This window comes from Mycolicibacter kumamotonensis (assembly GCF_002086285.1).
In the GTDB taxonomy this organism is placed as follows: domain Bacteria; phylum Actinomycetota; class Actinomycetes; order Mycobacteriales; family Mycobacteriaceae; genus Mycobacterium; species Mycobacterium kumamotonense.
In genome coordinates this window covers 1-21187 of record NZ_MVHU01000006.1, presented here as the reverse complement: position 1 = coordinate 21187, position 21187 = coordinate 1, and the positions used below count along the sequence as shown (strand labels likewise).

Sequence of the window (21187 nt, the reverse complement as noted above, 5' to 3'; positions counted from 1 at the left end):
TTGCCGTTTTTGAGCACTTTCCGGAAAGTTTTTCGTCCACTCCAGCGAATAATGACCGATTAAAAAAGACGACCCCCGCCAGGGGGGGGAGGAGGCGGAGGTCGTCGTGTATCAACCCCGGGGGGTCGGGCCGATACACCCTCAGCATAAGCCGAGTGATGCCACTATACACACGACTGGCCGGTTCGGCGCAAGTGTTGCCGCCAAATGCCGACGCGTCGCCTTTGCACGGCGCTGAAGTGCTCTTTCCGGTATAGCACCGGGTCGTCCGACCCCGCGCCCCTATGCTGGAGCGGTGACCGCATCCGACCCGGGCACCCGGCCACCGCAGCCGCTGCGATCACCGAAGCAGCCGGGCAGCCGAACCCGCACCGCGGCCTTCCTGGACCTCGACCACACCGTGATCGCCAAGTCCAGCGCACTGGCTTTCAGCAAACCTTTCATGGACCAGGGACTGATCAACCGCCGCACCGTGCTCAAGTCGAGCTACGCCCAGTTCCTGATGCTGCTGTCCGGCGCCGACCACGATCAGATGGAGCGGATGCGCAGCCATCTGACCAACATGTGCACCGGCTGGAATGTCGAACAGGTCAAAGCGATCGTCAACGAGACGATGCACGACATCGTCACGCCGCTGGTGTTCGCCGAGGCGGCCCAGCTCATCGCCGACCACAAGCTGTGTGGCCGCGACGTCGTGGTGGTCTCGGCCTCCGGCGAGGAGATCGTCGCGCCGATCGCCAGGGCGCTGGGGGCCACCCACGCGATGGCGACCCGCATGGTCGTCGCCGACGGCAAGTACACCGGCGAGATCGCCTTCTACTGCTACGGCGAAGGCAAGGTGCAGGCCATCCGGGAGCTGGCCGCGCGGGAGGGCTACCCGCTGGAGCACTGCTACGCCTATTCGGATTCGATCACCGACCTGCCGATGCTCCAGGCGGTCGGCCACCCCTCGGCGGTCAACCCCGACCGGGCACTGCGCAAGGAGGCGATCGCCCACGGGTGGCCGGTGCTGACCTTCTCGCGGCCGGTGTCGCTGCGCGACCGCATCCCCGCGCCGTCCGGGGCGGCTATGGCCACCACCGCGGCGGTCGGTATCAGCGCAGTCGCCGCCGGGGCGCTGACCTACTCGCTGCTGCGCCGACTGGCGTTCTGACCTGACCTCATCGCCCGCGGGTGACCCCTTCCAGCAAACGCCGGCGGTCACAATCCGGTGACGTCGTCCCGGCCGTTGGCAATTGGGCCTTGCTGTGGCATGCGTCACGTAGTACAAAGGAAGCACGGAAGCCCGGCGAGGCCAGGGTCGACCCGGAAGAGAAGGATCGATCTCCCGAGCCGCACTTCCGAGTACGGATAGCGGTACCCACGCGGAGCCATAGCCGCGAAGATGGCAGAAGTGTTGCGGGCCTGCGTAATTGCGGAACGTGATCGGTATCGACAGCCCTTTGGGTGGGGCAGCAGCCGAAGAACACCGCATGAGCGCCGAGGCCACCCACGCAACCCACGTTGGACGCTTGGTAACCGTGTACCGTACTAGCGGGCGGCGAGCCGAATCCTTCGGAGCGCCGCCCGCTTCGCTTTGATCTCCGCCTCGCTCCAGGCCGCTGAATCAGCGCTTGGCGCCCGCCTCAGCTATCCCCAGCGCGTCCAGCGCGCCGGCGTGCATCGCGGCGCAGCACCCCAGCAGCCACGCGGTCACCCCCTCGGTGGAACCGGCTGCGAAATCCCGCGCCGCGCGGCGGTACTCGCCGGCCTTGCGCATCCAGGTCACCTCGGGCACCCCCAAGCCGTGCCGGTCCAGCCCGCTGGCGATCGTCACCAGCCGGGCCGCCCCCCGGGCCACCACGCCGTCGGCGCTGCCGAACGGGGCCAGCGTGAGCAGCTCACCGTGTACCACCGCGGCGAACACCGGCGCCGGCACCGTGCTGCCACCGGCGGCCAGATCGGCCAGCATCTCCAGCCGGCGCCCGACATCGGCGCCGCCCACCGGCCGGCCGAGGTAGTCTTCATCGACCAGATCGGCGGCGGCCAACACGTGCAGCCGGGCCAGGGCCTGCAGCGGGGCCCGCCGCCACACCTCCACCAGAGCGGTCTCCCCGCCCTCGAGGGCCTGGGCCACCCGCAGGGCGCCGGCGAACACCGGATCGGCCGCCGCTCGCGCGTCCACCGCGGTGGGGCCCCCGTCGAGCACCGACGACGCGCGGGCCGCCCGCAGGGACGCCTCGGCGGCGCTGACCCGCCAGCCCCGCACGTTGGTCTTGTGGCGATGCGCCCGCGCCAGCTCATCGCGGACCTTCTCGCTGGCCTCGGCGACGCCGGGCAATTCGAGCAGCGGGGCCAATGGGTCGGTGATCACGGGCTGTGACACTACCGCCGGGTGGTTAAGCTGCTGACCGTGAGCCGGAACCCTGACACCGCCCCCGCCGATTCGCCCTCGACGTACCCGCCCTCCCCCGACTTCGCCGCCCGCGCCAATACCGGCGCCGAGGCCTACCGCGCGGCCGAGGACGACCGGCTCGCGTTCTGGGCTGAGCAGGCTCGCCGCCTGCACTGGGACACGCCGTTCACCGAGGTGCTGGATTACTCGGCGGCGCCGTTCGCCCGCTGGTTCGCCGACGGCAAGCTGAACGTCGCCTACAACTGCGTGGATCGTCACGTGGCGGCCGGCCACGGCGACCGGGTGGCGATCCACTGGGAGGGCGAGCCGGGCGACGCCCGCACCATCACCTACGCACAGTTGCTCACCGAGGTCAGCCGGGCGGCCAATGCGCTGACCGGTCTCGGTCTGGTCGCCGGTGATCGAGTGGCGATCTACCTGCCGATGATCCCCGAGGCGATCGTCGCGATGCTGGCGTGTGCGCGGTTGGGTGTTCTGCACACCGTGGTCTTCGCCGGGTTCTCCGCGCATGCGCTGCGATCCCGCATCGATGACGCGCAGGCGAAGGTCGTGATCACCTCCGACGGGCAGTACCGGCGCGGACAGGCCGCGGCGCTCAAGCCGGCGGTCGACGAGGCGGTCACCGGTGCCGAGTCGGTGCAGCATGTGCTGGTGGTGCGCCGCACCGGCAGCGAGGTGGCGTGGGCGCCGGACCGCGACCTGTGGTGGCATGACGTGGTCGACGCGGCATCCGCGCAGCACACCCCGGAGGCGTTCGAAGCCGAGCAGCCGTTGTTTCTGCTCTACACCTCCGGCACCACCGGCAAGCCGAAAGGCATCGTGCACACCAGCGGCGGCTACCTGACCCAGGCCGCCTACACCCACTACTGCGTGTTCGACCTGCGGGCCGACACCGACGTGTTCTGGTGCACCGCCGACATCGGCTGGGTCACCGGCCACACCTACGCGGTATACGGGCCACTTGCCAACGGCGCCACCGAGGTGATCTACGAGGGCACCCCGGACTTCCCGGACCAGCACCGGCACTTCGAAATCATCGAGAAGTACGGTGTGACAATCTATTACACCGCGCCGACGCTGATCCGCACGTTCATGAAGTGGGGGCGGCAGATCCCGGACTCCCACGACCTGTCCAGTCTGCGACTACTGGGGTCGGTCGGGGAACCGATCAACCCGGAGGCCTGGCGCTGGTACCGGCGGGTGATCGGGGCGGACGCGGTGCCGGTGGTCGACACCTGGTGGCAGACCGAGACCGGCGCGACGATGATCTGCCCGCTGCCCGGTGTGGCCGCGGCCAAGCCGGGCGCGGCAATGCGGCCGCTGCCCGGGATCTCCGCGCGCATCGTCGACGACCATGGTGATCTGCTCGTAGCGAATGACGCCGCCGGCGAGCCGGTTTCGGGATATCTGGTGATCGATCAGCCGTGGCCGTCGATGGCCCGCGGAATCTGGGGCGATGAGCAGCGCTTCCTCGACACCTACTGGTCGCGGTTCGCCGAGCAGGGCTGGTACTTCGCCGGTGACGGCGCCCGCTACGACGCCGACGGCGACATCTGGGTGCTGGGCCGTATCGACGACGTGATGAATGTGTCCGGGCATCGCATCTCCACCGCCGAGGTGGAATCCGCGCTGGTCGGGCACGCCGCGGTGGCCGAGGCCGCGGTGGTCGGGGCCCTCGATGAGCAGACCGGCCAACGGATCTGCGCGTTCGTGGTGCTGGCGTCGTCTCACAGCGACGTCGGCGGCGCGATCATCGACGAACTGCGTGAACGTGTCACGGTGGAGATCTCACCGATCGCGCGGCCCCGCAACGTGCACCTGGTCCCCGAACTGCCCAAGACCCGTAGCGGCAAGATCATGCGGCGGCTGCTGCGTGACGTCGCCGACGGACGCGCACTCGGCGATACCTCAACCCTGGTGGACCCCAGCGTGTTCGACGCGATCCGGTCCGCGGACTAGGCGATCGGGACGAAACCCGAGCCCGGCCGGTCGTTGGCGCTGATATCACCCAGCACGGCGTTGATCGACACCACCACCGCGGGGGTGTGCAGCGGGATGTACTTGACCACGCAGGTGGGCAGCGCCTCGCTGAACGCCCCGTGAATCATGCCGACCAGCATGTTGTTCACCACCACGGGCCCACCGGAGTCACCCGGGCGGCCACACACCTGCATCACGATGGTTCCCGGATCCTGGCCCGGCCCCCAGGTGACGCCGCAGGAGTTGCCGGTGGTGCGGCCCTGCTTGCAGGCGATCTGGCCGAAGGACGGGTCCGGGCCGATGCCGGCGATGACGAACCCGCCGAAATTGGACACCGGCGTCACCCGCTCGGGGTCGAACTCGATCACCGCGTAGTCCAGGCCGTCGTTGCCGGCCACCATCCGGCCGATCGTGCCGCTGGCCTCCGACCCCTCGGCGGCGACCACCGCGCCGGGGCCGCCGCAGTGCGCGGACGTGAAGCCGATCAGTGCGCCGGTGTTGTCGTGGCCGATCGCCGTCAGTGTGCACATCGTGTCGCCGTCGACCACGATGCCGGCCCCGCCGCCCATCACCACCTTGTTGTCGGCGGCGGCCCGTGGGACCGGTGCGGCGAGGGGGGCCAGCGCGGTGGCGGTCGCGCACGTCACCAGCATCGCCATCATGCGCAGCAGCCAGCGGCGTGCGATCTGCACAGCGGTTCTCCCGTCCGATCAGCTCCACCCCCGTGGGGATAAAACAGCTTATCGCGAGGTCCGCCCAATCCGGCCACAGCTTTACCAGGGTCACTCCCCGGCCGCTGCCGCATGGCAACATTAAGCCGCGACGACAGCGAACGGGAGGACAGCCAGTGAGCAAGGCCGATCGCAGGAACGCAAAACGCGCCTCGAACAGATCAGCACGGGCGGACCGCAACGGGGTGCCCAACACCCTGGCGACCATCCCCCTGGCCGATCCACACGCACTGCCCGCCGACCCGTCGCTGGGGGATCTGGTCAAGGACGCCACGGCGCAGATGTCGACGCTGGTGCGAGCGGAGGTCGAACTCGCCCGAGCCGAGATCACCCGCGACGTCAAGAAGGGCCTGACCGGCAGCGTGTTCTTCATCGCGGCCCTGGTCGTGCTGTTCTACTCCACCTTCTTTTTCTTCTTCTTCCTCGCCGAGGTGCTCGACATCTGGCTGCAGACCTGGGCCTCCTACCTGATCGTCTTCGGCACCATGCTGACGGTGGCCACGGCCTTGGCGCTGCTGGGATTCCTGCGGGTTCGGCGCATCCGGGGGCCGCGCCAGACCATCGAATCGGTGCGCGAGACCCGCGACGCGCTGCGGCCCGACCCCGAACGCCTGCATTCCTCGGGGCCGCACGCGCCGGGGGCGCAGGACGGCAAGCCGACCACCGATCCCTCGGGCTGGTAGTGCCGCCACCGGATCCGTCGATCACCCGCATCGACGGGCCGTGGCGACATTGGGACATCCACGCCAACGGCATTCGCTTCCATGTCGTCGAGGCGACGGCCGACGGCCCGCCGACGGCACGGCCGCTGGTGATGCTGCTGCACGGGTTCGGCTCGTTCTGGTGGACCTGGCGCCACCAGCTGCGCGGGCTCGCCGGGGTGCGGGTCGTCGCGGTCGACCTACGCGGCTACGGCGGCAGCGACAAGCCTCCCCGCGGCTACGACGGCTGGACCCTGGCCGGCGACACCGCCGGGCTCATCCGCGCCCTGGGGCACTCCTCGGCCACCCTGATCGGCCACGCCGACGGCGGGCTGGTGTGCTGGGCGACCGCGCTGCTGCACCCGCGGCTGGTGCGCGCCATCGCCGTGGTCAGCTCACCGCACCCGGCGGCGCTGCGCAATTCGGCGCTGACCCGCGCCGATCAGGGCCGCGCGCTGCTGCCCTGGTTGCTGCGCTACCAGATACCGTTCTGGCCCGAGCACACCCTGACCCGCCGTGACGGCGCCGAAATCGAACACCTGGTACGCAGCCGAGCCGGGGCGAAATGGCAAGCCGGCGAGGATTTCTCCGAGACCATCGGGCACCTGCGCACCGCGATCCAGATTCCCTCGGCAGCACATTCTGCGCTGGAGTACCAACGCTGGGCGGTGCGCAGCCAACTGCGCTCCGAGGGCCGGCGGTTCATGAAAGCACTGGATGTGCGCACGTTGACGATCCCGCTGCTACATCTGCGCGGCGAAGACGACCCCTACGTGCTGGCGGACCCGGTCGATCGGACCCGGCGATACGCCCCGCACGGTAAGTACGTGACCTTGCCCGGCGTGGGACATTTCGCCCACGAGGAATCACCCGATGAGGTGAATGCCGAGCTGACGCGGTTCCTGGGCGAACTCGCCGGTCCGCCGGTGTAGCGGCGACCGAACCGAATCACTCGCCCCCGACGCAGGTCTGGGTCGACACGGGCTGGGTGTCACCGATCCGGGCGAGCTGGTTCGCCACCTCCTCGGCGGTCATCACGAACCCGGTGTCGGCGTCGTCAACCGCCGCGCCGAAGACCACGCCGAGCACCCGGCCTTCCATGTCGATCATGGGCCCGCCGGAATTGCCTTGCTGCACAGTCCCTCTGATGGTGTAAACCCGGCGGGTGACGGTGGCGGTGCGGTAGATGTCGGGCCCTTCGAGGTTGATCGTGTCGCGAACCCGGGCCGGGGTCGCCTCGAAGACCCCGCCGCCGGGGTAGCCCAGCACCAGGGCGTCGGTGTCGGGTTCGGCCGGCGAGGAGACGAACGCCAAGGGCGGCAACGGCAGATCCGGCACAGCCAGAATCGAGATGTCTTCCTTGGGGTCGAAGGAGATCACCGTGGCGTCGTAGGACTTGGTGCCGCTCTCCACGGTGACGCTGTCCGAGCCGGCGACCACGTGCGCATTCGTCATCACCCGGTTGGGTGAGATCACAAACCCGGTGCCCTCCAAGACTTTCTGACAGTTAGGCGCCACGCCGCGGATCCGCAGCACACTCGGCGCGGTGGCCTCGACGATCGGGCTGGCGGCCAGACCCGGGTCCGGCGCGTCGACGGCCGCGATCGGGGTCCGGCTGAAGGGTTCCAGCACGGCGGGCAGCCCGGAGTCGTCGAGCACCGCCGACAGCCGTCGCGGCACGTTCTTGAGCCAGCCCGGCGCGAGTTCGTCGACCTGACGCAAGACCCGCGAGTCGTTAACCGCGGCAGCCAGATTCGGCTGGTCGGATGCGGTCAGCGGGGTGGCCAGCAGCCAGGCCGCGATCAGCACCACCACCAACTGCAGCACCACGCCGACGATGGAGTCCAGGCCCCGGACCCCGGGGCTGCGAATCGCTCCGCGCACCGCCCGGCCCAGCACCACGCCGGCGACCTCACCGACGACCACCATGGCCAGGATCAGAAACAGCGCCGCGAACAGCTTGAGCCGGGCCCCGGCGACGTGCTCGATCAGGTGCGGTGCCAGCAGCACCCCGGCCATCGCGCCCAGCGCTACGCCGACGAAGGACAGCAGCGAGCCGAGCGCCCCGGAGCGCCAGCCGGATACTGCGGCAACGAAGGCGATCGCCAGCACGGCGATGTCCAGCCACTGCGACGACGTCATATCCCGCCTTCTCCTCCAACCAGCGCCATGGCCTCGTCCAGCCCGCGCACCTCGGTGTGGTCCCAGGGTTGCGCCCAGCCGGCCACATCCAACATCGCCGAGATCACCTGGGCGGTGAATCCCCAGACCAGCATCTCGTTGAGCCGAAACGCCGGCATGGCCCACCGCCGACTGCGCGCATCACGGTAAACCATCAACCGGTTCTCGGGGTTGATGAATGCCCGGACCGGAACCCGTGCGACCACAGCGGTCTCGGCCGGGTCCACCGCCCGCACCGGCCCGGGATCTTCGGAGTAGGCCAGCACCGGCACCACCTGAAATCCCGAGGGCGCGATGAACACCTTCTCCAGCACCGTCAGCGGTTTCACCCGGCCCGGGTCGATCCCGGTCTCCTCGTTGGCCTCCCGCAGCGCGGTGGCCACCGGTCCGGAGTCCCCGGGATCGACTGCCCCGCCCGGGAATGCGGCCTGGCCGGCGTGGTGGCGCAGCGTCGAGGAGCGCACCGTGACCAGCAGGTCGGCCGATTCGGGTATGCCGCCCGGCTGGTCGGAGGGCGGACCGGAGAACAACACCAGCACCGCCGCGTCGCGCCGGGATCCGGTGATGGTCGCCCGGGCGTGGGCCGCGGTGATCATGGTGCGCACGTCGGCGGGCAGCCGGCGCAGATAGGCCTTCGGCATCTTGTCGACGTTGTCCATCAGCGGTCGCAGCCAGGACGGGGCCAACGGCGGGGAATCGCCAGCTCTCACCGCGTCTCCCTCTGTCCCGGATCCTGGTCGGCCCACGTCAGCGCCCGCTGCCCTCCACGGCGGCGGCGATCTCCTCGGCGGTGGCGAAGGACTGCGGCAGGATGCGGGCAACGCTACCGTCCACGGCCAGCACCACGGTCGCGGGCATCACGTTGGGGACCCGCAACGCCGCCGCCACCCGGCGACGGCCGTCCTGCAGGGTGGGCAGCCGCACGCCCAGCTCGGTCAGCAGCGCCAGCCCGGCGGCCTGGTTGTCATCTTGGTGCACCGTCACCACCGTCACGTCCGGGCCGGCCCGGCGCTGGTATTCGGCCAGGGCGGGCAGCTCCTCACGGCACGGCCGGCACCAGTACGCCCACAGGTTCAGCACCACCCGCCGGCCGGCGAACATCGCCGCCACGTCCACGGGTGCACCGTCGGCCGCGCATTCGACGGTGACGTCGCGCAGGGCAGCGGGGCCGGCGTCGCCCGGGGCGACTCGGCAGGGCGGCAGGGCGGCACGTCGGCGCAGGTCGTTGAGGTCTTGTCCGGCGCCGGCAACGCCCGTGCCACCGCCGGGCGACATCGCGATCGGCTCTCGGCGCAGTTCGACAACCAGTCCGACGACCAGCGCGACCGCCACCGCGAGCACCAGCAAAGTCCAGCGGGTGGAGCTGCTCATCGAACTCATCGGCGCGGGGCCGCTACAACCCGGCCAGGGCCAGCAGGTGCTCGGTCTCGGGGCCCTTGACCAGCGCGGCGGCCTCCATCGGGTCGGTGGGCCCGATCCCGTAGGACGGGCAGTCCTTGGCCAGCACGCACACGCCGCAGGCCGGTTTACGTGAGTGACAGACCCGCCGGCCGTGGAAGATCACCCGGTGGCTGAGCAGCGTCCATTCCTTGCGTTCGATCAGCTCACCGACCGCGTGCTCGACTTTGACCGGGTCCTCCTCGGTGGTCCACCCCCACCGCCGCACCAGGCGCCCGAAGTGGGTGTCGACGGTGATACCCGGGACCCCGAAGGCGTTGCCCAGGATCACGTTGGCGGTCTTACGGCCCACCCCGGGAAGTCGCACCAATTCATCCATGCTGGCGGGCAGTTCACCGTCGTACCGCTCAACGAGCGCCTGCCCCAGGTTGATCAGAGAAGCCGCCTTGTTGCGGTAGAAACCGGTGGGCCGAATGAGCTCCTCCAGCTCGGTGCGGTCGGCCTGGGCGTAGTCCAGCGCCGTCGGGTAGCGGGCGAACAGCGCGGGCGTCGTGAGGTTCACCCGGACGTCGGTGCATTGGGCCGACAGCACCGTGGCGACGGCCAGCTCCAACGGCGTGGTGAAGTCCAGTTCGCAGTGAGCATCCGGAAACGCTTGCGCCAGAGTTCGATTCATTCGCCGGGCGCGTCGCACCAGCCCGGTTCGGGTCTCCGTCCGCGCAGCGCGGGACGATTTGTCCACTGTCACCTCCGACAGGGTACTAATTCGTGACCGCAACGAGACCTTGCCCGGGTTTACTGTCACCTTGTGTCCTGGCTGCTGATCACCGCCATACCCGTGTTGCTGATGCTGGCAGCGGTGGGGCTGGAACGCATTGAGACGGGGTTGAACCAGGTCGAGACCACGAATCCGCAGTTTCCCCGGACTCGGCGCGCCAATCGTGTGTAGCGTTGGCACGTCGCCTGGTGCCTAGCCGTAGACTCGGAGGGCTAGCCGGATAGCGGCTGGCGCTTGCGCGATTCATATTTTCATCAAGAGCACTTAAGGGGCAACGTGGACGAGATCCTGGCGAGGGCAGGAATCTTCCAGGGAGTCGAGCCCAGCGCCGTCGCCGCGCTGACCAAGCAGCTTCAGCCCGTGGACTTTCCGCGCGGACACACGGTGTTCGCCGAAGGGGAGCCCGGCGATCGGCTGTACATCATCGTCTCCGGGAAAGTGAAGATCGGCCGCCGGTCGCCAGACGGCCGGGAGAACCTGCTGACCATCATGGGTCCGTCGGACATGTTCGGTGAGTTGTCGATCTTCGACCCCGGCCCGCGGACCTCCAGCGCGACCACCATCACCGAGGTGCGGGCGGTCTCGATGGATCGCGACGCGCTCCGGTCGTGGATCTCCGACCGGCCCGAGATCGCCGAACAGCTGCTGCGGGTGCTGGCCCGCCGGCTGCGCCGCACCAACAACAACCTGGCCGACCTGATCTTCACCGACGTGCCCGGTCGCGTCGCCAAGCAGCTGCTGCAGCTGGCTCAGCGGTTCGGCACCCAGGAGGGCGGCGCCCTGCGGGTCACCCACGACCTGACCCAGGAGGAGATCGCCCAGCTGGTCGGGGCGTCGCGGGAGACGGTGAACAAGGCTTTGGCCGACTTCGCCCATCGCGGCTGGATCCGGCTGGAGGGCAAGAGCGTGCTGATCAGCGACTCCGAGCGGCTGGCCCGCCGCGCGCGGTAGTTACATTCTCCCGAGGCTGTCGTTGGCGCGGAAAAGTGCGAGTAGCGGCCGCGCTAACTACAGCCTCGCGGTTGGTCAGCCCCGCAGATAGTCCAGCTGGGCCTGCACCGACCACTCCGCGGCGCCCCACAGCTCCTCGTCGACATCGGTGTAGACGTGTTCGACGACCTGGCGCGCGGTGGCGTCCTCCCCGAGCGCGGCCAGCGCGGAGCGCACCTGGTCGAGCCGCTGTTCGCGGTGCGCCAGGTAGCCGGTGGCGGCGGCCTCGAGATCCGGCAGCTCGGGACCGTGTCCGGGCAGTACCGTGCGCGCGCCCAACCCGCGCAGCCGGCGCAAAGAGTCCAGATAGTGCGCCAGGTCGCCGTCTTCGGAATCGATGACGGTGGTGCCGCGGCCCAGCACGGTGTCAGCGGTCAGCACGGCGTCATCCAGCACGAACGACAGTGAGTCCGCGGTGTGCCCGGGTGTGGCCAGCACCGTGATGCGCAGCCCGGCCGCACGGATCACCTGACCGTCGGTCAGCCCACCGCCGAGCCGGCGCTGAAATCCGCTGCCCGCCGAATACACCGGCACCCCGACCGCGTCGGCCAGCTTGTCGATGGCGTCGGTGTGGTCGAAGTGCCGATGGCTGATCAGCACCAGCGCGATCTTGCCGACCTCCGCGAGCCGGCTGATGTGCTCGTCGTCATCGGGCCCGGGGTCGACGACCACCACCTCATCACTGCCCGGCCCGCGCAACACCCAGGTGTTGGTGCCTTCCAGCGTCATCAGGCCCGGATTGTCGGCCAGCAGCACCGACGCGGTCTCGGTGACCGGCCGCAGCCGTCCGTAGGCGGGATGACTCGGTGACACGCTTACCCGGCTGCTGCCCTGATCTCGACGATCAGCTCCACTTCCACCGGCGCGTCCAGCGGCAGCTCCGAAACCCCGACGGCCGAGCGGGCGTGCGCGCCGGCCTCGCCGAACACCTCGCCGAGCAGCTCGGATGCGCCGTTGATCACGGCCGGCTGGCCGTTGAAGTTCGGGCCCGAGGCGACGAACCCGACCACCTTGACCACCCGGGTCACCGAATCCAGCCCGACCAGGGCGTCCACGGCGGCCAGCGCATTGAGGGCGCAGATCCGGGCCAGCGCGTAGGCGTCCTCCGGGCTGACGTCAGCACCGACCTTGCCGTGGCGGGCCAATTTGCCGCCCTGCATCGGCAGCTGACCAGAGGTGTAGACCAGGTCGCCGGTCCGCACCGCCGGAACGTACGCCGCCAACGGTGCGACCATCTCGGGCAGCTCGATCCCGAGTTCGGTCAACCGGGCCCGCCAGCTCATTTCGGGCGTTTCAGGAAGGCGATGAGCTGTTCGCCGGACGGCCCGGGAAGCACGGTGACCAGCTCCCAGCCATCCTCGCCCCACTGGTCGAGGATTTGCTTGGTGGCGTGCGTGATCAAGGGGACGTTGGCGTACTCCCACACCGTGCGTTCGCTCATGGGAGCGAGCTTATCGCTAGCGCCCACACGCGCTTGGTTAGCATGCAGTGGTGACAGCCACATCCAGCGGCGAGCCCGCCATCGGCTGGCCTTCGCGATTGACCAAGGCCCGGCTGCATTTCGTGACCGGCAAGGGCGGCACCGGCAAAACGACGGTGGCGGCCGCGCTGGCGTTGTCGCTGGCGGCCGGCGGACGCCGGGTCCTGCTGGTGGAAGTCGAAGAGCGCCAAGGCATTGCGCAACTCTTCGACGTGCCGCCGCTGCCCATCACCCCGCTCAAGGTTGCCACCGCCGAAGACGGCGGGGAGGTCGATGCGCTGGCGATGGACATCGAGGCCGCGTTCCTGGAATACCTCGACTTGTTCTACAACCTGGGTATCGCCGGACGGGCGATGCGACGTGTCGGTGCCGTCGAGTTCGCCACCACCATCGCGCCGGGCCTGCGCGACGTCATTCTCACCGGCAAGATCAAATACCACGTCATCCAGACCGACAAGAGCAAGAAGCCGGTCTACGACGCGATCGTGGTCGACGCGCCGCCCACCGGCCGGATCGCCCGGTTCCTCGACGTCACCAAGGCCGTGTCACAGCTGGCCAAGGGCGGACCGGTGCATTCGCAGGCCGAAGGCGTGGTGAAGCTGCTGCACTCGGACCAGACCGCCATCCACCTGGTGACGCTGTTGGAGTCCCTGCCGATGCAGGAGACCCTGGAGGCCATCGACGAGTTGCGGGAGCTGGACCTGCCGATCGGCAGCGTGATCGTCAACCGCGACATCCCCGCCCATCTGGAGCCCGACGACCTGGCCAAGGCGGCCGAGGGTGTCGTCGACGCCGACGCGGTCCGGGCCGGCCTGACTGCGGCCGGGATCACCCTGGACGACGACGATTTCGCCGGCCTGCTGACCGAGACCATCCAGCACGCCACCCGCATCAGCGCCCGCACCGAAACCGCCGAAGAGCTGGAACAACTCAAGGTCCCGCGGCTGCATCTGCCGACCATCACCGACGGTGTCGACCTCGGCAGCCTCTACGAGCTCTCCGAGATCCTCGCCCGACAGGGGGTTCGATGACACCCGACCCGGCCGGCAAGCCGCTGGCATTGGACATGGCCGAAATCCTGGCCGACACCGCCAACCGCGTGGTGGTCTGCTGTGGCGCCGGTGGCGTCGGCAAAACGACCACGGCCGCCGCGATGGCGCTGCGGGCTGCGGAGTACGGCCGCACCGTGGTGGTGCTGACCATCGACCCGGCCCGGCGGCTGGCGCAGGCCCTGGGCATCGACGACCTCGGCAACGCCCCGCAGCGGGTGCCGCTGGCCCCGGAGGTGCCCGGTGAACTGCACGCGATGATGCTCGACATGCGCCGCACGTTCGACGAGATGGTGGTGCAGTACTCCGGCCCGGAGCGGGCGGAGGCCATTCTGAACAACCAGTTCTACCAAACGGTCGCCACCTCGCTGTCCGGTACGCAGGAGTACATGGCGATGGAGAAACTCGGCCAGCTTCTCGCCGAAGACCGCTGGGACCTGGTGGTCGTCGACACCCCGCCGTCGCGGAACGCCCTGGACTTCCTGGACGCGCCGAAGCGGCTGGGCAGTTTCATGGACAGCCGGCTGTGGAAGCTGCTGCTGGGCCCCGGGCGTGGCATCGGCAAGCTGGTCGCCGGTGCGCTCGGCTTGGCGATGAAAGCGCTGTCGACCGTGCTGGGTTCTCAGATGCTTTCCGACGCGGCCAATTTCGTTCAGTCTCTGGACGCCACCTTCGGCGGCTTCCGGGAGAAGGCCGACCGCACCTACGAGCTGCTCAAGCGCCGCGGTACCCAGTTCGTGGTGGTGTCGGCGGCCGAGCCCGACGCGCTGCGCGAGGCTTCCTTCTTCGTCGACCGGCTCTCCCAAGAGCACATGCCGCTGGCCGGGCTGATCCTCAACCGGACCCATCCCATGCTGTGTGAGCTGCCCGTCGAGCGCGCTATCGACGCCATCGAAACGTTGCAGGTAGAACCGGCCGGTGCGGCGCTGCCGGACGGGGCTAAGGCGCTGACCATCGCGGCGCTGCAGATTCACGCCGAACGGGGTGCCACCGCCAAGCGTGAGGTGCGGTTGCTGTCGCGCTTCACCCGGGCCAACCCGCGCGTTCCCATCGTCGGGGTCCCGTCGCTGCCGTTCGATGTCTCCGATCTGGAGGCACTCGGCGCGATCGCCGACCAGCTGACCGCGAAGTAGACGCGAAGAACGCTCAGCCCGGGTTCAGCCGGCCTCAACCAGCATCGCGCTGTTTGCGCTGAGCGGCGAAGTAATCCCGCCAGGAGGTCACGTCGGGGTGCTGCTTGAGCAGCGCGCGGCGTTGCCGCTCGGTCATGCCGCCCCACACGCCGAATTCGACCCGGTTGTCCAGGGCGTCGGCGAGGCATTCCAGAACCACCGGGCAGTGCCGGCAGATCACCGCTGCCTTGCGCTGCGCAGCTCCGCGCACAAAGAGTTCATCCGGGTCGGCGCCTCGGCACAGTGCCTTGGAGACCCACGCGATCCTGCCCTCGTCTTGGACCCCGCGCAGGACGGTCCGGGGAGGCGGGGGAGCTGACGTCACTGGTGTGCTGGTCTTTTGAACCGCTGGCCGTGTAACAGACACTGACGATCCTCCGTCCCGGCCGCCCCGGCAGCCACCTATTCAACATCAACGTCGACCCTAATGCGATCTACGCCACATCGTGTCATCAGTGTTACCTGAATCGCACTCGATGTCCAAGTTAGGTGGTCAGGTGGCATCTGCGCAACTGGTAGAGGCCCCCTTTTTTGGGACAACCGTGCCGTCCGATCATGATCTGGCCGGGAAACCACCGCCGCGGGCGTTTCGGATCCGGCCGTTTCTGCCATCGCGCCGGTACCGCCGCATCCGCCGGCCGCCCCGGCGTTCGGGGTCGTCGGCGAACGTCACCGGCCACCGGCGTTAGTGTGTTAGCCATGTCGGAGCGTCCCCCGACCGGCCCCACCGTGCTCAAACTGGCCGGGTGTTGTGTGCTCGCAGCAGTGCTGCTTGCTGCCCTGCTGTTCCCGGTCGCCGGCGGTATCGGCCTGATCTCCAATCGCGCCTCCGACGTGGTGGCCAACGGCTCGGCGCAGTTGGTCACCGGCGAGGTGCCCGCGGTGACGACGATGGTCGACGCCAAGGGCAACACGATCGCGTGGTTGTACTCGCAGCGCCGGTTCGAGATTCCCAGCGACAAGATCGCCGACACCATGAAGCTGGCGATCGTCTCGATCGAGGACAAGCGGTTCGCCGAGCACAGCGGGGTGGACTGGAAGGGGACGCTGACCGGGCTGGCCGGCTACGCCTCCGGGGACATCGACACCCGCGGCGGCTCCACGCTCGAGCAGCAGTACATCAAGAACTACCAGCTTCTGGTGCTGGCCCAGACCGACGCCGAGAAGCGCGCGGCCATCGAGACCACCCCGGCCCGCAAGCTGCGTGAGATCCGGATGGCGCTCACCTTGGACCGCACCTTCTCCAAGCCGCAGATCCTGACCCGCTACCTGAACCTGGTGTCGTTCGGCAACAACTCGTTCGGCATCCAGGACGCGGCCCAGACCTACTTCGGTGTCGACGCGGCGGACCTGAACTGGCAGCAGTCGGCGCTGCTGGCCGGGATGGTCCAGTCGACCAGCGCGCTGAACCCCTACACCAATCCCGAAGGCGCGCTGGCACGGCGGAACCTGGTGCTGGACACCATGATCGAGAACCTGCCCGGGGAGGCCGACGCGCTGCGGGCGGCCAAGGAGGAACCGCTGGGCATCCTGCCGCAACCCAACGAGTTGCCGCGGGGTTGCATCGCAGCGGGCGACCGGGCCTTCTTCTGCGACTACGTGCAGGAGTACCTGGCCCGCGCCGGGATCAGCAAGGAGCAGATCGCCCGCGGCGGCTACGTCATCCACACCACGCTGGACCCCGACGTACAGGGCCCGGTCAAGCAGGCGATCGACAACTTCGCCAACCCCAACGTGCAGGGCGTTGCCAGCGTGATGAGCGTGATCAAGCCGGGCAGTGAGTCGCACCCGGTGCTGGCGATGGCCAGCAACCGCACCTACGGGCTCAACGGCGACATCGGTGAGACCATGCGGCCGCAACCGTTCTCCTTGGTCGGGGACGGCGCCGGGTCGATCTTCAAGACCTTCACGGTGGCCGCCGCGCTGGAGATGGGCATGGGCATCAACGCCGAACTCGAGGTGCCCGGCCGATTCCAGACCAAGGGCATGGGCAGCGGCGGCGCCAAGGGCTGCCCCAAGGAGACCTGGTGCGTGGTCAACGTCGCGCCCTACCGGTCGCCGATGAATGTCTCCACCGCGCTGGCCACCTCGCCCAACACCGCGTTCGCCAAACTGATCTCCCAGGTCGGGGTGGGTCGCACCGTTGACATGGCGGTCAAGTTGGGGCTGCGCTCCTATGCCGATCCCGGCACCGCCCGCGACTACGACCCGGACAGCAACGAAAGCCTGGCCGACTTCGTCAAACGCCAGAACCTGGGCTCGTTCACCCTGGGCCCGATCGAGGTCAATGCGCTGGAGCTGTCCAACGTCGCGGCCACCCTGGCCTCCGGCGGCATCTGGTGCCCACCGAACCCGATCGACAAGGTCTACGACCGCAACGGCAACGAGGTGGCCGTCACCACCGAGACCTGTGACCGGGTGATTCCCGAGGGGCTGGCGAACACCTTGGCCAACGCGCTGAGCAAAGACATCCAGGGTGGCGGCACGGCGGCGCCCGCGGCCGGCTCCGTCGGCTGGGACCTGCCGATGTCGGGCAAGACCGGCACCACCGAGGCGCACCGCTCGTCGGGCTTTCTGGGGTTCACCAACCGCTACGCGGCAGCGAACTACATCTTCGACGACTCCAGCTCGCCGTCGGACCTCTGCTCGTTCCCGCTACGGCATTGCGGGGACGGTGACCTCTACGGCGGCAACGAGCCGGCCCGGACCTGGTTCGCCGCGATGAAGCCGATCGCCACCAACCTCGGCGACGTCATCATGCCGCCGACCGACCCGCGCTACGTCGACGGTGGCCCCAACTCCCGAGTGCCCAGCGTGGTCGGCCTGGACGTCGACGCCGCGCGCCTACGGCTCAAAGACAGCGGGTTCCAGGTCGCCGAGCAACCCAACTGGGTCAACAGCAGCGCCCGCTCCGGCGCGGTCGTCGGCACCTCGCCGAGCGGACAGACCATTCCCGGTTCGATCGTGACCATTGAGGTCAGCAACGGCATCCCGCCGCCACCACCACCGCCGCCGGAGGGCGGCCCGCTGGGACCGGTGGGCTCGACCGTGGTGGAGATTCCGGGGCTGCCGCCGATCACCATTCCGCTGCTGCCGCCGCCCGCGCCGGGGCAGCCGTTGCCGCCGTAACCGCGGGTCGCCTGCTGCGGCGCAGTAGTGTGAAGCCCATGGCTGCATCACCCGCTCTGACCCGGTCCCTTGTCGCCGCATCGGCTGCGCTCGGCCCGGCGGCCCTCGTGGCCTACGGCGCGATCGTCGAACGCAACGCCTTCGTGGTGCGGGAGGCGACGATGCCGGTGCTGACGCCGGGCTCGTCGCCGCTGCGGGTGCTGCACATCAGCGACATCCACATGCGGCCCGGCCAGCGCCGCAAACAGGCCTGGCTGCGCGACCTGGTCCGCCTGGAACCCGACCTGGTGGTCAACACCGGCGACAACCTGGCCCACCCGAAGGCGGTGCCGGCCGTGGTGCAGGCCTTGGGTGATCTGCTGTCGGTGCCGGGGGTGTTCGTCTTCGGCAGCAACGACTACTTCGGGCCGCGGCTGAAGAACCCGGCGAAGTACCTGACCAAGCCGACACATCGCGTCTACGGCACCCCGCTGCCATGGCAGGACCTGCGGGCGGCGTTCACCGAGCGAGGCTGGCTGGACCTGACCCACAACCGTCGCGAATTCGAGTTGGCCGGCCAGCGGATCGCCGCGGCCGGCGTCGACGACCCGCACATCGAACGGGACCGCTACGACACCATCGCCGGCCCGGCCGACCCGACCGCCACCCTGCGGCTGGGGCTGACCCATTCCCCGGAGCCGCGCGTGCTGGACCGCTTCGCCGCCGACGGCTACCAGCTGGTGATGGCCGGCCACACCCACGGCGGCCAGCTGTGCGTGCCGTTCTACGGCGCGCTGGTGACCAACTGCGGCCTGGACCGCTCGCGGGTCAAGGGGCCGTCGCAATGGGGCGCCCACATGCGCCTGCACGTCTCGGCCGGAATCGGCACCTCGCCGTTCGCGCCGGTGCGGTTCGCCTGCCGGCCCGAGGCCACCCTGCTCACGCTGGTCCCCGCGCCGACCGGCGGCGACGATTCACGGCGCACCCGCGGCTCCACGCAGCCGTCCATCTCGGCCCGCTGAACCGCACGGGACACACGTCAACAGCGGTTCCGTGCGGGCCGGGGGTTCATGGCGCGCAAGCGGGCTCCGAGAGGTCGAGATCGGCTTTCAACAGCCGGTAGACCTGCAGGGTGAGGCCATAGTACTTGTCGGTCTCGCCGACCCATTCCATGCCGATCCGCCGCGCGGTAGCCTCACCGCGGCGGTTTTCCGCCCGCACGACCGCGAAGACCTCGGTGATACCAGGGTTTTCGAATGCCTGATGGGCTACGGCATGCCCGGCTTCGGCACCGTAGCCACCGCCCCAGGCCTTCGGAACCAGCTGCCATCCGATTTCCAGGTCTGCCCCGCCCGGCGGCAGCGGAAGCAGGGCGACTCCGCCGATCACCTCTCCGGAAGCCTTGTCGGTGATCGCCCACCGTCCCAACGGCAGCCCGGTCGCGTCGCTTTCGCCGATCCACGACGCCAGGATGCGACGCATGTCGGCGCTGTCGGCGATGGGTGGCAGAACCGGGCATAGCCAGCGGGCCACTTCGGGCGCACCGTATATCGCACGCGCCGCGAGGTCGTCGTCAAGCTGCCAGTGCCGCAAGACCAGCCGGGACGTCGTGATGCGCTGCGTTTCGCAGTCCCATTCAACGTGGCGATGATCGACCATCCCGATTCCTAACGTTGCAATGCATCCGGCGAAAACCGTCTGCAAAAATGATGATTGTGACGCCTCGTTTCAACTTCGTTCTGTCACAACATTTCTGCACCAGGGTACCGGGCGCGCTCGCCGTCGCCAAGGGGTGAGGAGCGCGCCGGTATCCACTAACGCCCTTCTCACCCGGGTGAATTGGGCAAACGGATGAGGACACCTCACCCCCTTTAACGAGAAGCTGGGGACCTGAACCGGCTATCGCACCCTGAGCGGCGACAAGTGTTGATTGCCAAGGCAATAGGTTCGTACGCGTGATGACGGTGTGCGCCGGCACACACACGCCACTCACCCGGGTGAACAACCCTTTGGGTGATGACGCTCCACCCCGATCGGCTGCACTCTCGAATCGGAGCAGATCGCGACGGGCATGCGGCAGCACAGCCAGGCCTTCACGCATCAACACCGGTACACCATGATCATTTCCCACTGAGGAGACGGACGATGACCACCGAGTCGCCGCCGCTGCGGAGCCTACAAGTCCGCCGGCCATTCCCTGCGCGGCGTGGCCCCCGCGGCGATCTCATCTACCGGTTGATCACGACGACCGATCACAAGCTGATCGGGACCATGTATGTGGTCGCCTGCTTCACCTTCTTTGTCGTCGGTGGATTGATGGCGCTGCTTCTCCGTGTCGAACTGGCTGCCCCGGGGCTGGCGTTCTTGTCGAACGAACAGTACAACCAGTTATTCACCATGCACGGCACGACGATGCTGCTGTTCTATGCCACCCCGATCGTGTTCGGCTTCGCCAACCTGGTGCTGCCGCTGCAGATCGGCGCACCCGACGTGGCCTTCCCGCGGCTCAACGCGCTCTCGTTCTGGCTGTTCATCTTTGGTGCGACGATCGCACTGGCCGGTTTCATCACCCCAGGAGGCCCGGCGGATTTCGGCTGGACTGCCTACACTCCGCTCTCGAATGCGGTGCACTCAGCGGGCGCCGGAGCAGACCTGTGGATCCTGGGCCTGGCCGTCGGCGGTCTAGGCACCATCCTGGGTGGAGTCAACATGATCACCACCGTGGTCTGCATGCGCGCCCCCGGGATGACCATGTTCCGGATGCCGATCTTCACCTGGAACATCCTGGTGACAAGCATCATGGTGATAGTGGCCTTCCCGCTGCTGACCGCGGCCCTGCTGGGCCTGGCCGTCGACCGGCACCTGGGCGGACATATCTACGACTCCGCCAACGGTGGCGAGTTGCTCTGGCAACACCTGTTCTGGTTCTTCGGCCATCCCGAGGTGTACATCATCGCGCTACCGTTCTTCGGCATCATCTCCGAGATCACCCCGGTGTTCGCCCGCAAGCCCATGTTCGGCTACACCACCATGGTCTACGCGACGTTGGCCATCGCTGCGCTCTCGACGGCGGTGTGGGCACATCACATGTTCGCCACCGGCGCCGTCCTTCTCCCGTTCTTTTCGTTCACGACGCTGTTGATCGCGATCCCGACCGGGCTGAAGTTCTTCAACTGGATCGGCACCATGTGGCGGGGCCAGATGACCTTCGAGACGCCGATGCT

At 68.5% G+C, this 21187-nt stretch carries 22 protein-coding genes; 11 read left to right on the top strand and 11 right to left on the bottom strand.

Annotation, left to right across the window (positions count from 1 at the left end):
- Positions 1-334: 334 nt before the first annotated feature.
- Positions 335-1153 (top strand): HAD-IB family hydrolase, encoded by an 819-nt coding sequence (locus BST28_RS05895; protein ID WP_052312168.1) that lies wholly within the window; start codon positions 335-337, stop codon positions 1151-1153.
- Between the two features lie 453 nt (positions 1154-1606).
- Here BST28_RS05895 and BST28_RS05885 read toward each other — a convergent pair whose 3' ends face one another.
- Positions 1607-2353: a Fic family protein gene (locus BST28_RS05885; protein ID WP_109510998.1), complete on the bottom strand. Its 747-nt coding sequence runs from the start codon at positions 2351-2353 to the stop codon at positions 1607-1609.
- A 39-nt stretch (positions 2354-2392) separates the two neighbouring features.
- Between BST28_RS05885 and acs the strand changes: the two genes are divergently transcribed.
- Complete coding sequence (gene acs / locus BST28_RS05880) at positions 2393-4354, top strand: acetate--CoA ligase (protein WP_109560656.1); 1962 nt, start codon at positions 2393-2395, stop codon at positions 4352-4354.
- On the opposite strand, the gene BST28_RS05875 is transcribed toward acs, so the two are convergent.
- Positions 4351-5034, bottom strand: a complete 684-nt coding sequence (locus tag BST28_RS05875) for a chymotrypsin family serine protease (protein WP_420093428.1) — start codon at positions 5032-5034, stop codon at positions 4351-4353. The two genes, acs and BST28_RS05875, sit on opposite strands and share 4 nt — an antisense overlap.
- 188 nt (positions 5035-5222) lie before the next feature.
- Between BST28_RS05875 and BST28_RS05870 the strand changes: the two genes are divergently transcribed.
- Together BST28_RS05870 and BST28_RS05865 are read left to right on the top strand one after the other, a co-directional pair.
- Positions 5223-5789 (top strand): phage holin family protein, encoded by a 567-nt coding sequence (locus tag BST28_RS05870; RefSeq protein ID WP_019734634.1) that lies wholly within the window; start codon positions 5223-5225, stop codon positions 5787-5789.
- Entirely contained in the window at positions 5789-6739 is a 951-nt protein-coding gene (locus BST28_RS05865) for an alpha/beta fold hydrolase (protein WP_083080308.1), read from the top strand. The genes BST28_RS05870 and BST28_RS05865 overlap by 1 nt, the downstream gene beginning before the upstream one ends.
- A gap of 16 nt (positions 6740-6755) precedes the next feature.
- Here the strand turns inward: BST28_RS05865 and marP are convergent, their stop codons facing one another.
- From marP to nth, 4 genes are all read right to left on the bottom strand, one after another.
- Entirely contained in the window at positions 6756-7949 is a 1194-nt protein-coding gene (gene marP / locus BST28_RS05860) for an acid resistance serine protease MarP (protein WP_019734632.1), read from the bottom strand.
- Positions 7946-8647: an NUDIX hydrolase gene (locus BST28_RS05855; protein ID WP_052312166.1), complete on the bottom strand. Its 702-nt coding sequence runs from the start codon at positions 8645-8647 to the stop codon at positions 7946-7948. The genes marP and BST28_RS05855 overlap by 4 nt, the downstream gene beginning before the upstream one ends.
- A gap of 88 nt (positions 8648-8735) precedes the next feature.
- On the bottom strand, positions 8736-9359 hold the full coding sequence (locus BST28_RS05850; protein WP_083080307.1) for a TlpA family protein disulfide reductase: 624 nt from the start codon (positions 9357-9359) through the stop codon (positions 8736-8738).
- Between the two features lie 22 nt (positions 9360-9381).
- The gene (gene nth / locus BST28_RS05845; protein WP_085990261.1) at positions 9382-10062 is read right to left on the bottom strand and encodes an endonuclease III; all 681 of its coding nucleotides are present in this window, start codon (positions 10060-10062) and stop codon (positions 9382-9384) included.
- 132 nt (positions 10063-10194) lie between these two features.
- On the opposite strand from nth, the gene BST28_RS24000 reads away from it, so the two are divergent.
- Together BST28_RS24000 and crp are read left to right on the top strand one after the other, a co-directional pair.
- The gene (locus tag BST28_RS24000) at positions 10195-10335 is read left to right on the top strand and encodes a hypothetical protein (RefSeq protein WP_019737645.1); all 141 of its coding nucleotides are present in this window, start codon (positions 10195-10197) and stop codon (positions 10333-10335) included.
- Positions 10336-10440: 105 nt separating this feature from the next.
- Positions 10441-11115, top strand: coding sequence for a cAMP-activated global transcriptional regulator CRP (crp, locus tag BST28_RS05840; RefSeq protein WP_013830875.1), 675 nt, complete (start codon positions 10441-10443; stop codon positions 11113-11115).
- A gap of 75 nt (positions 11116-11190) precedes the next feature.
- On the opposite strand, the gene BST28_RS05835 is transcribed toward crp, so the two are convergent.
- From BST28_RS05835 to sp36, 3 genes are read right to left on the bottom strand one after another with little or no spacing between them, the layout of a single operon-like run.
- A complete protein-coding gene (locus BST28_RS05835) occupies positions 11191-11967 on the bottom strand; it encodes an MBL fold metallo-hydrolase (RefSeq protein ID WP_019737646.1) in 777 nt (258 codons plus the stop codon).
- Positions 11968-11969: 2 nt separating this feature from the next.
- Complete coding sequence (locus BST28_RS05830) at positions 11970-12437, bottom strand: RidA family protein (RefSeq protein ID WP_083080305.1); 468 nt, start codon at positions 12435-12437, stop codon at positions 11970-11972.
- Complete coding sequence (gene sp36 / locus BST28_RS23225) at positions 12434-12595, bottom strand: Sp36 family protein (RefSeq protein ID WP_019737648.1); 162 nt, start codon at positions 12593-12595, stop codon at positions 12434-12436. The genes BST28_RS05830 and sp36 overlap by 4 nt, the downstream gene beginning before the upstream one ends.
- Before the next feature lie 47 nt (positions 12596-12642).
- On the opposite strand from sp36, the gene bagA reads away from it, so the two are divergent.
- Both bagA and bagB read left to right on the top strand, forming a co-directional pair.
- Positions 12643-13665 carry an ATPase BagA gene (bagA, locus tag BST28_RS05825; protein WP_019737649.1) on the top strand — a complete coding sequence of 341 codons (1023 nt, stop codon included), beginning with the start codon at positions 12643-12645 and terminating at the stop codon, positions 13663-13665.
- Entirely contained in the window at positions 13662-14816 is a 1155-nt protein-coding gene (gene bagB / locus BST28_RS05820; protein ID WP_065289544.1) for an ATPase BagB, read from the top strand. The genes bagA and bagB overlap by 4 nt, the downstream gene beginning before the upstream one ends.
- Before the next feature lie 34 nt (positions 14817-14850).
- Here the strand turns inward: bagB and BST28_RS05815 are convergent, their stop codons facing one another.
- Positions 14851-15222, bottom strand: coding sequence for a WhiB family transcriptional regulator (locus BST28_RS05815; RefSeq protein WP_043337059.1), 372 nt, complete (start codon positions 15220-15222; stop codon positions 14851-14853).
- 332 nt (positions 15223-15554) lie between these two features.
- On the opposite strand from BST28_RS05815, the gene ponA2 reads away from it, so the two are divergent.
- Both ponA2 and BST28_RS05805 read left to right on the top strand, forming a co-directional pair.
- Positions 15555-17984, top strand: a complete 2430-nt coding sequence (gene ponA2 / locus BST28_RS05810; RefSeq protein WP_083080304.1) for a transglycosylase/D,D-transpeptidase PonA2 — start codon at positions 15555-15557, stop codon at positions 17982-17984.
- Between the two features lie 38 nt (positions 17985-18022).
- Positions 18023-18985 (top strand): metallophosphoesterase, encoded by a 963-nt coding sequence (locus tag BST28_RS05805; RefSeq protein ID WP_083080302.1) that lies wholly within the window; start codon positions 18023-18025, stop codon positions 18983-18985.
- Positions 18986-19031: 46 nt separating this feature from the next.
- Here the strand turns inward: BST28_RS05805 and BST28_RS05800 are convergent, their stop codons facing one another.
- Positions 19032-19622 (bottom strand): GNAT family N-acetyltransferase, encoded by a 591-nt coding sequence (locus tag BST28_RS05800; RefSeq protein WP_065289547.1) that lies wholly within the window; start codon positions 19620-19622, stop codon positions 19032-19034.
- A 486-nt stretch (positions 19623-20108) separates the two neighbouring features.
- On the opposite strand from BST28_RS05800, the gene BST28_RS05795 reads away from it, so the two are divergent.
- A partial coding sequence (locus BST28_RS05795; RefSeq protein ID WP_207570049.1) for a cbb3-type cytochrome c oxidase subunit I occupies positions 20109-21187 on the top strand: 1079 nt, incomplete at its 3' end.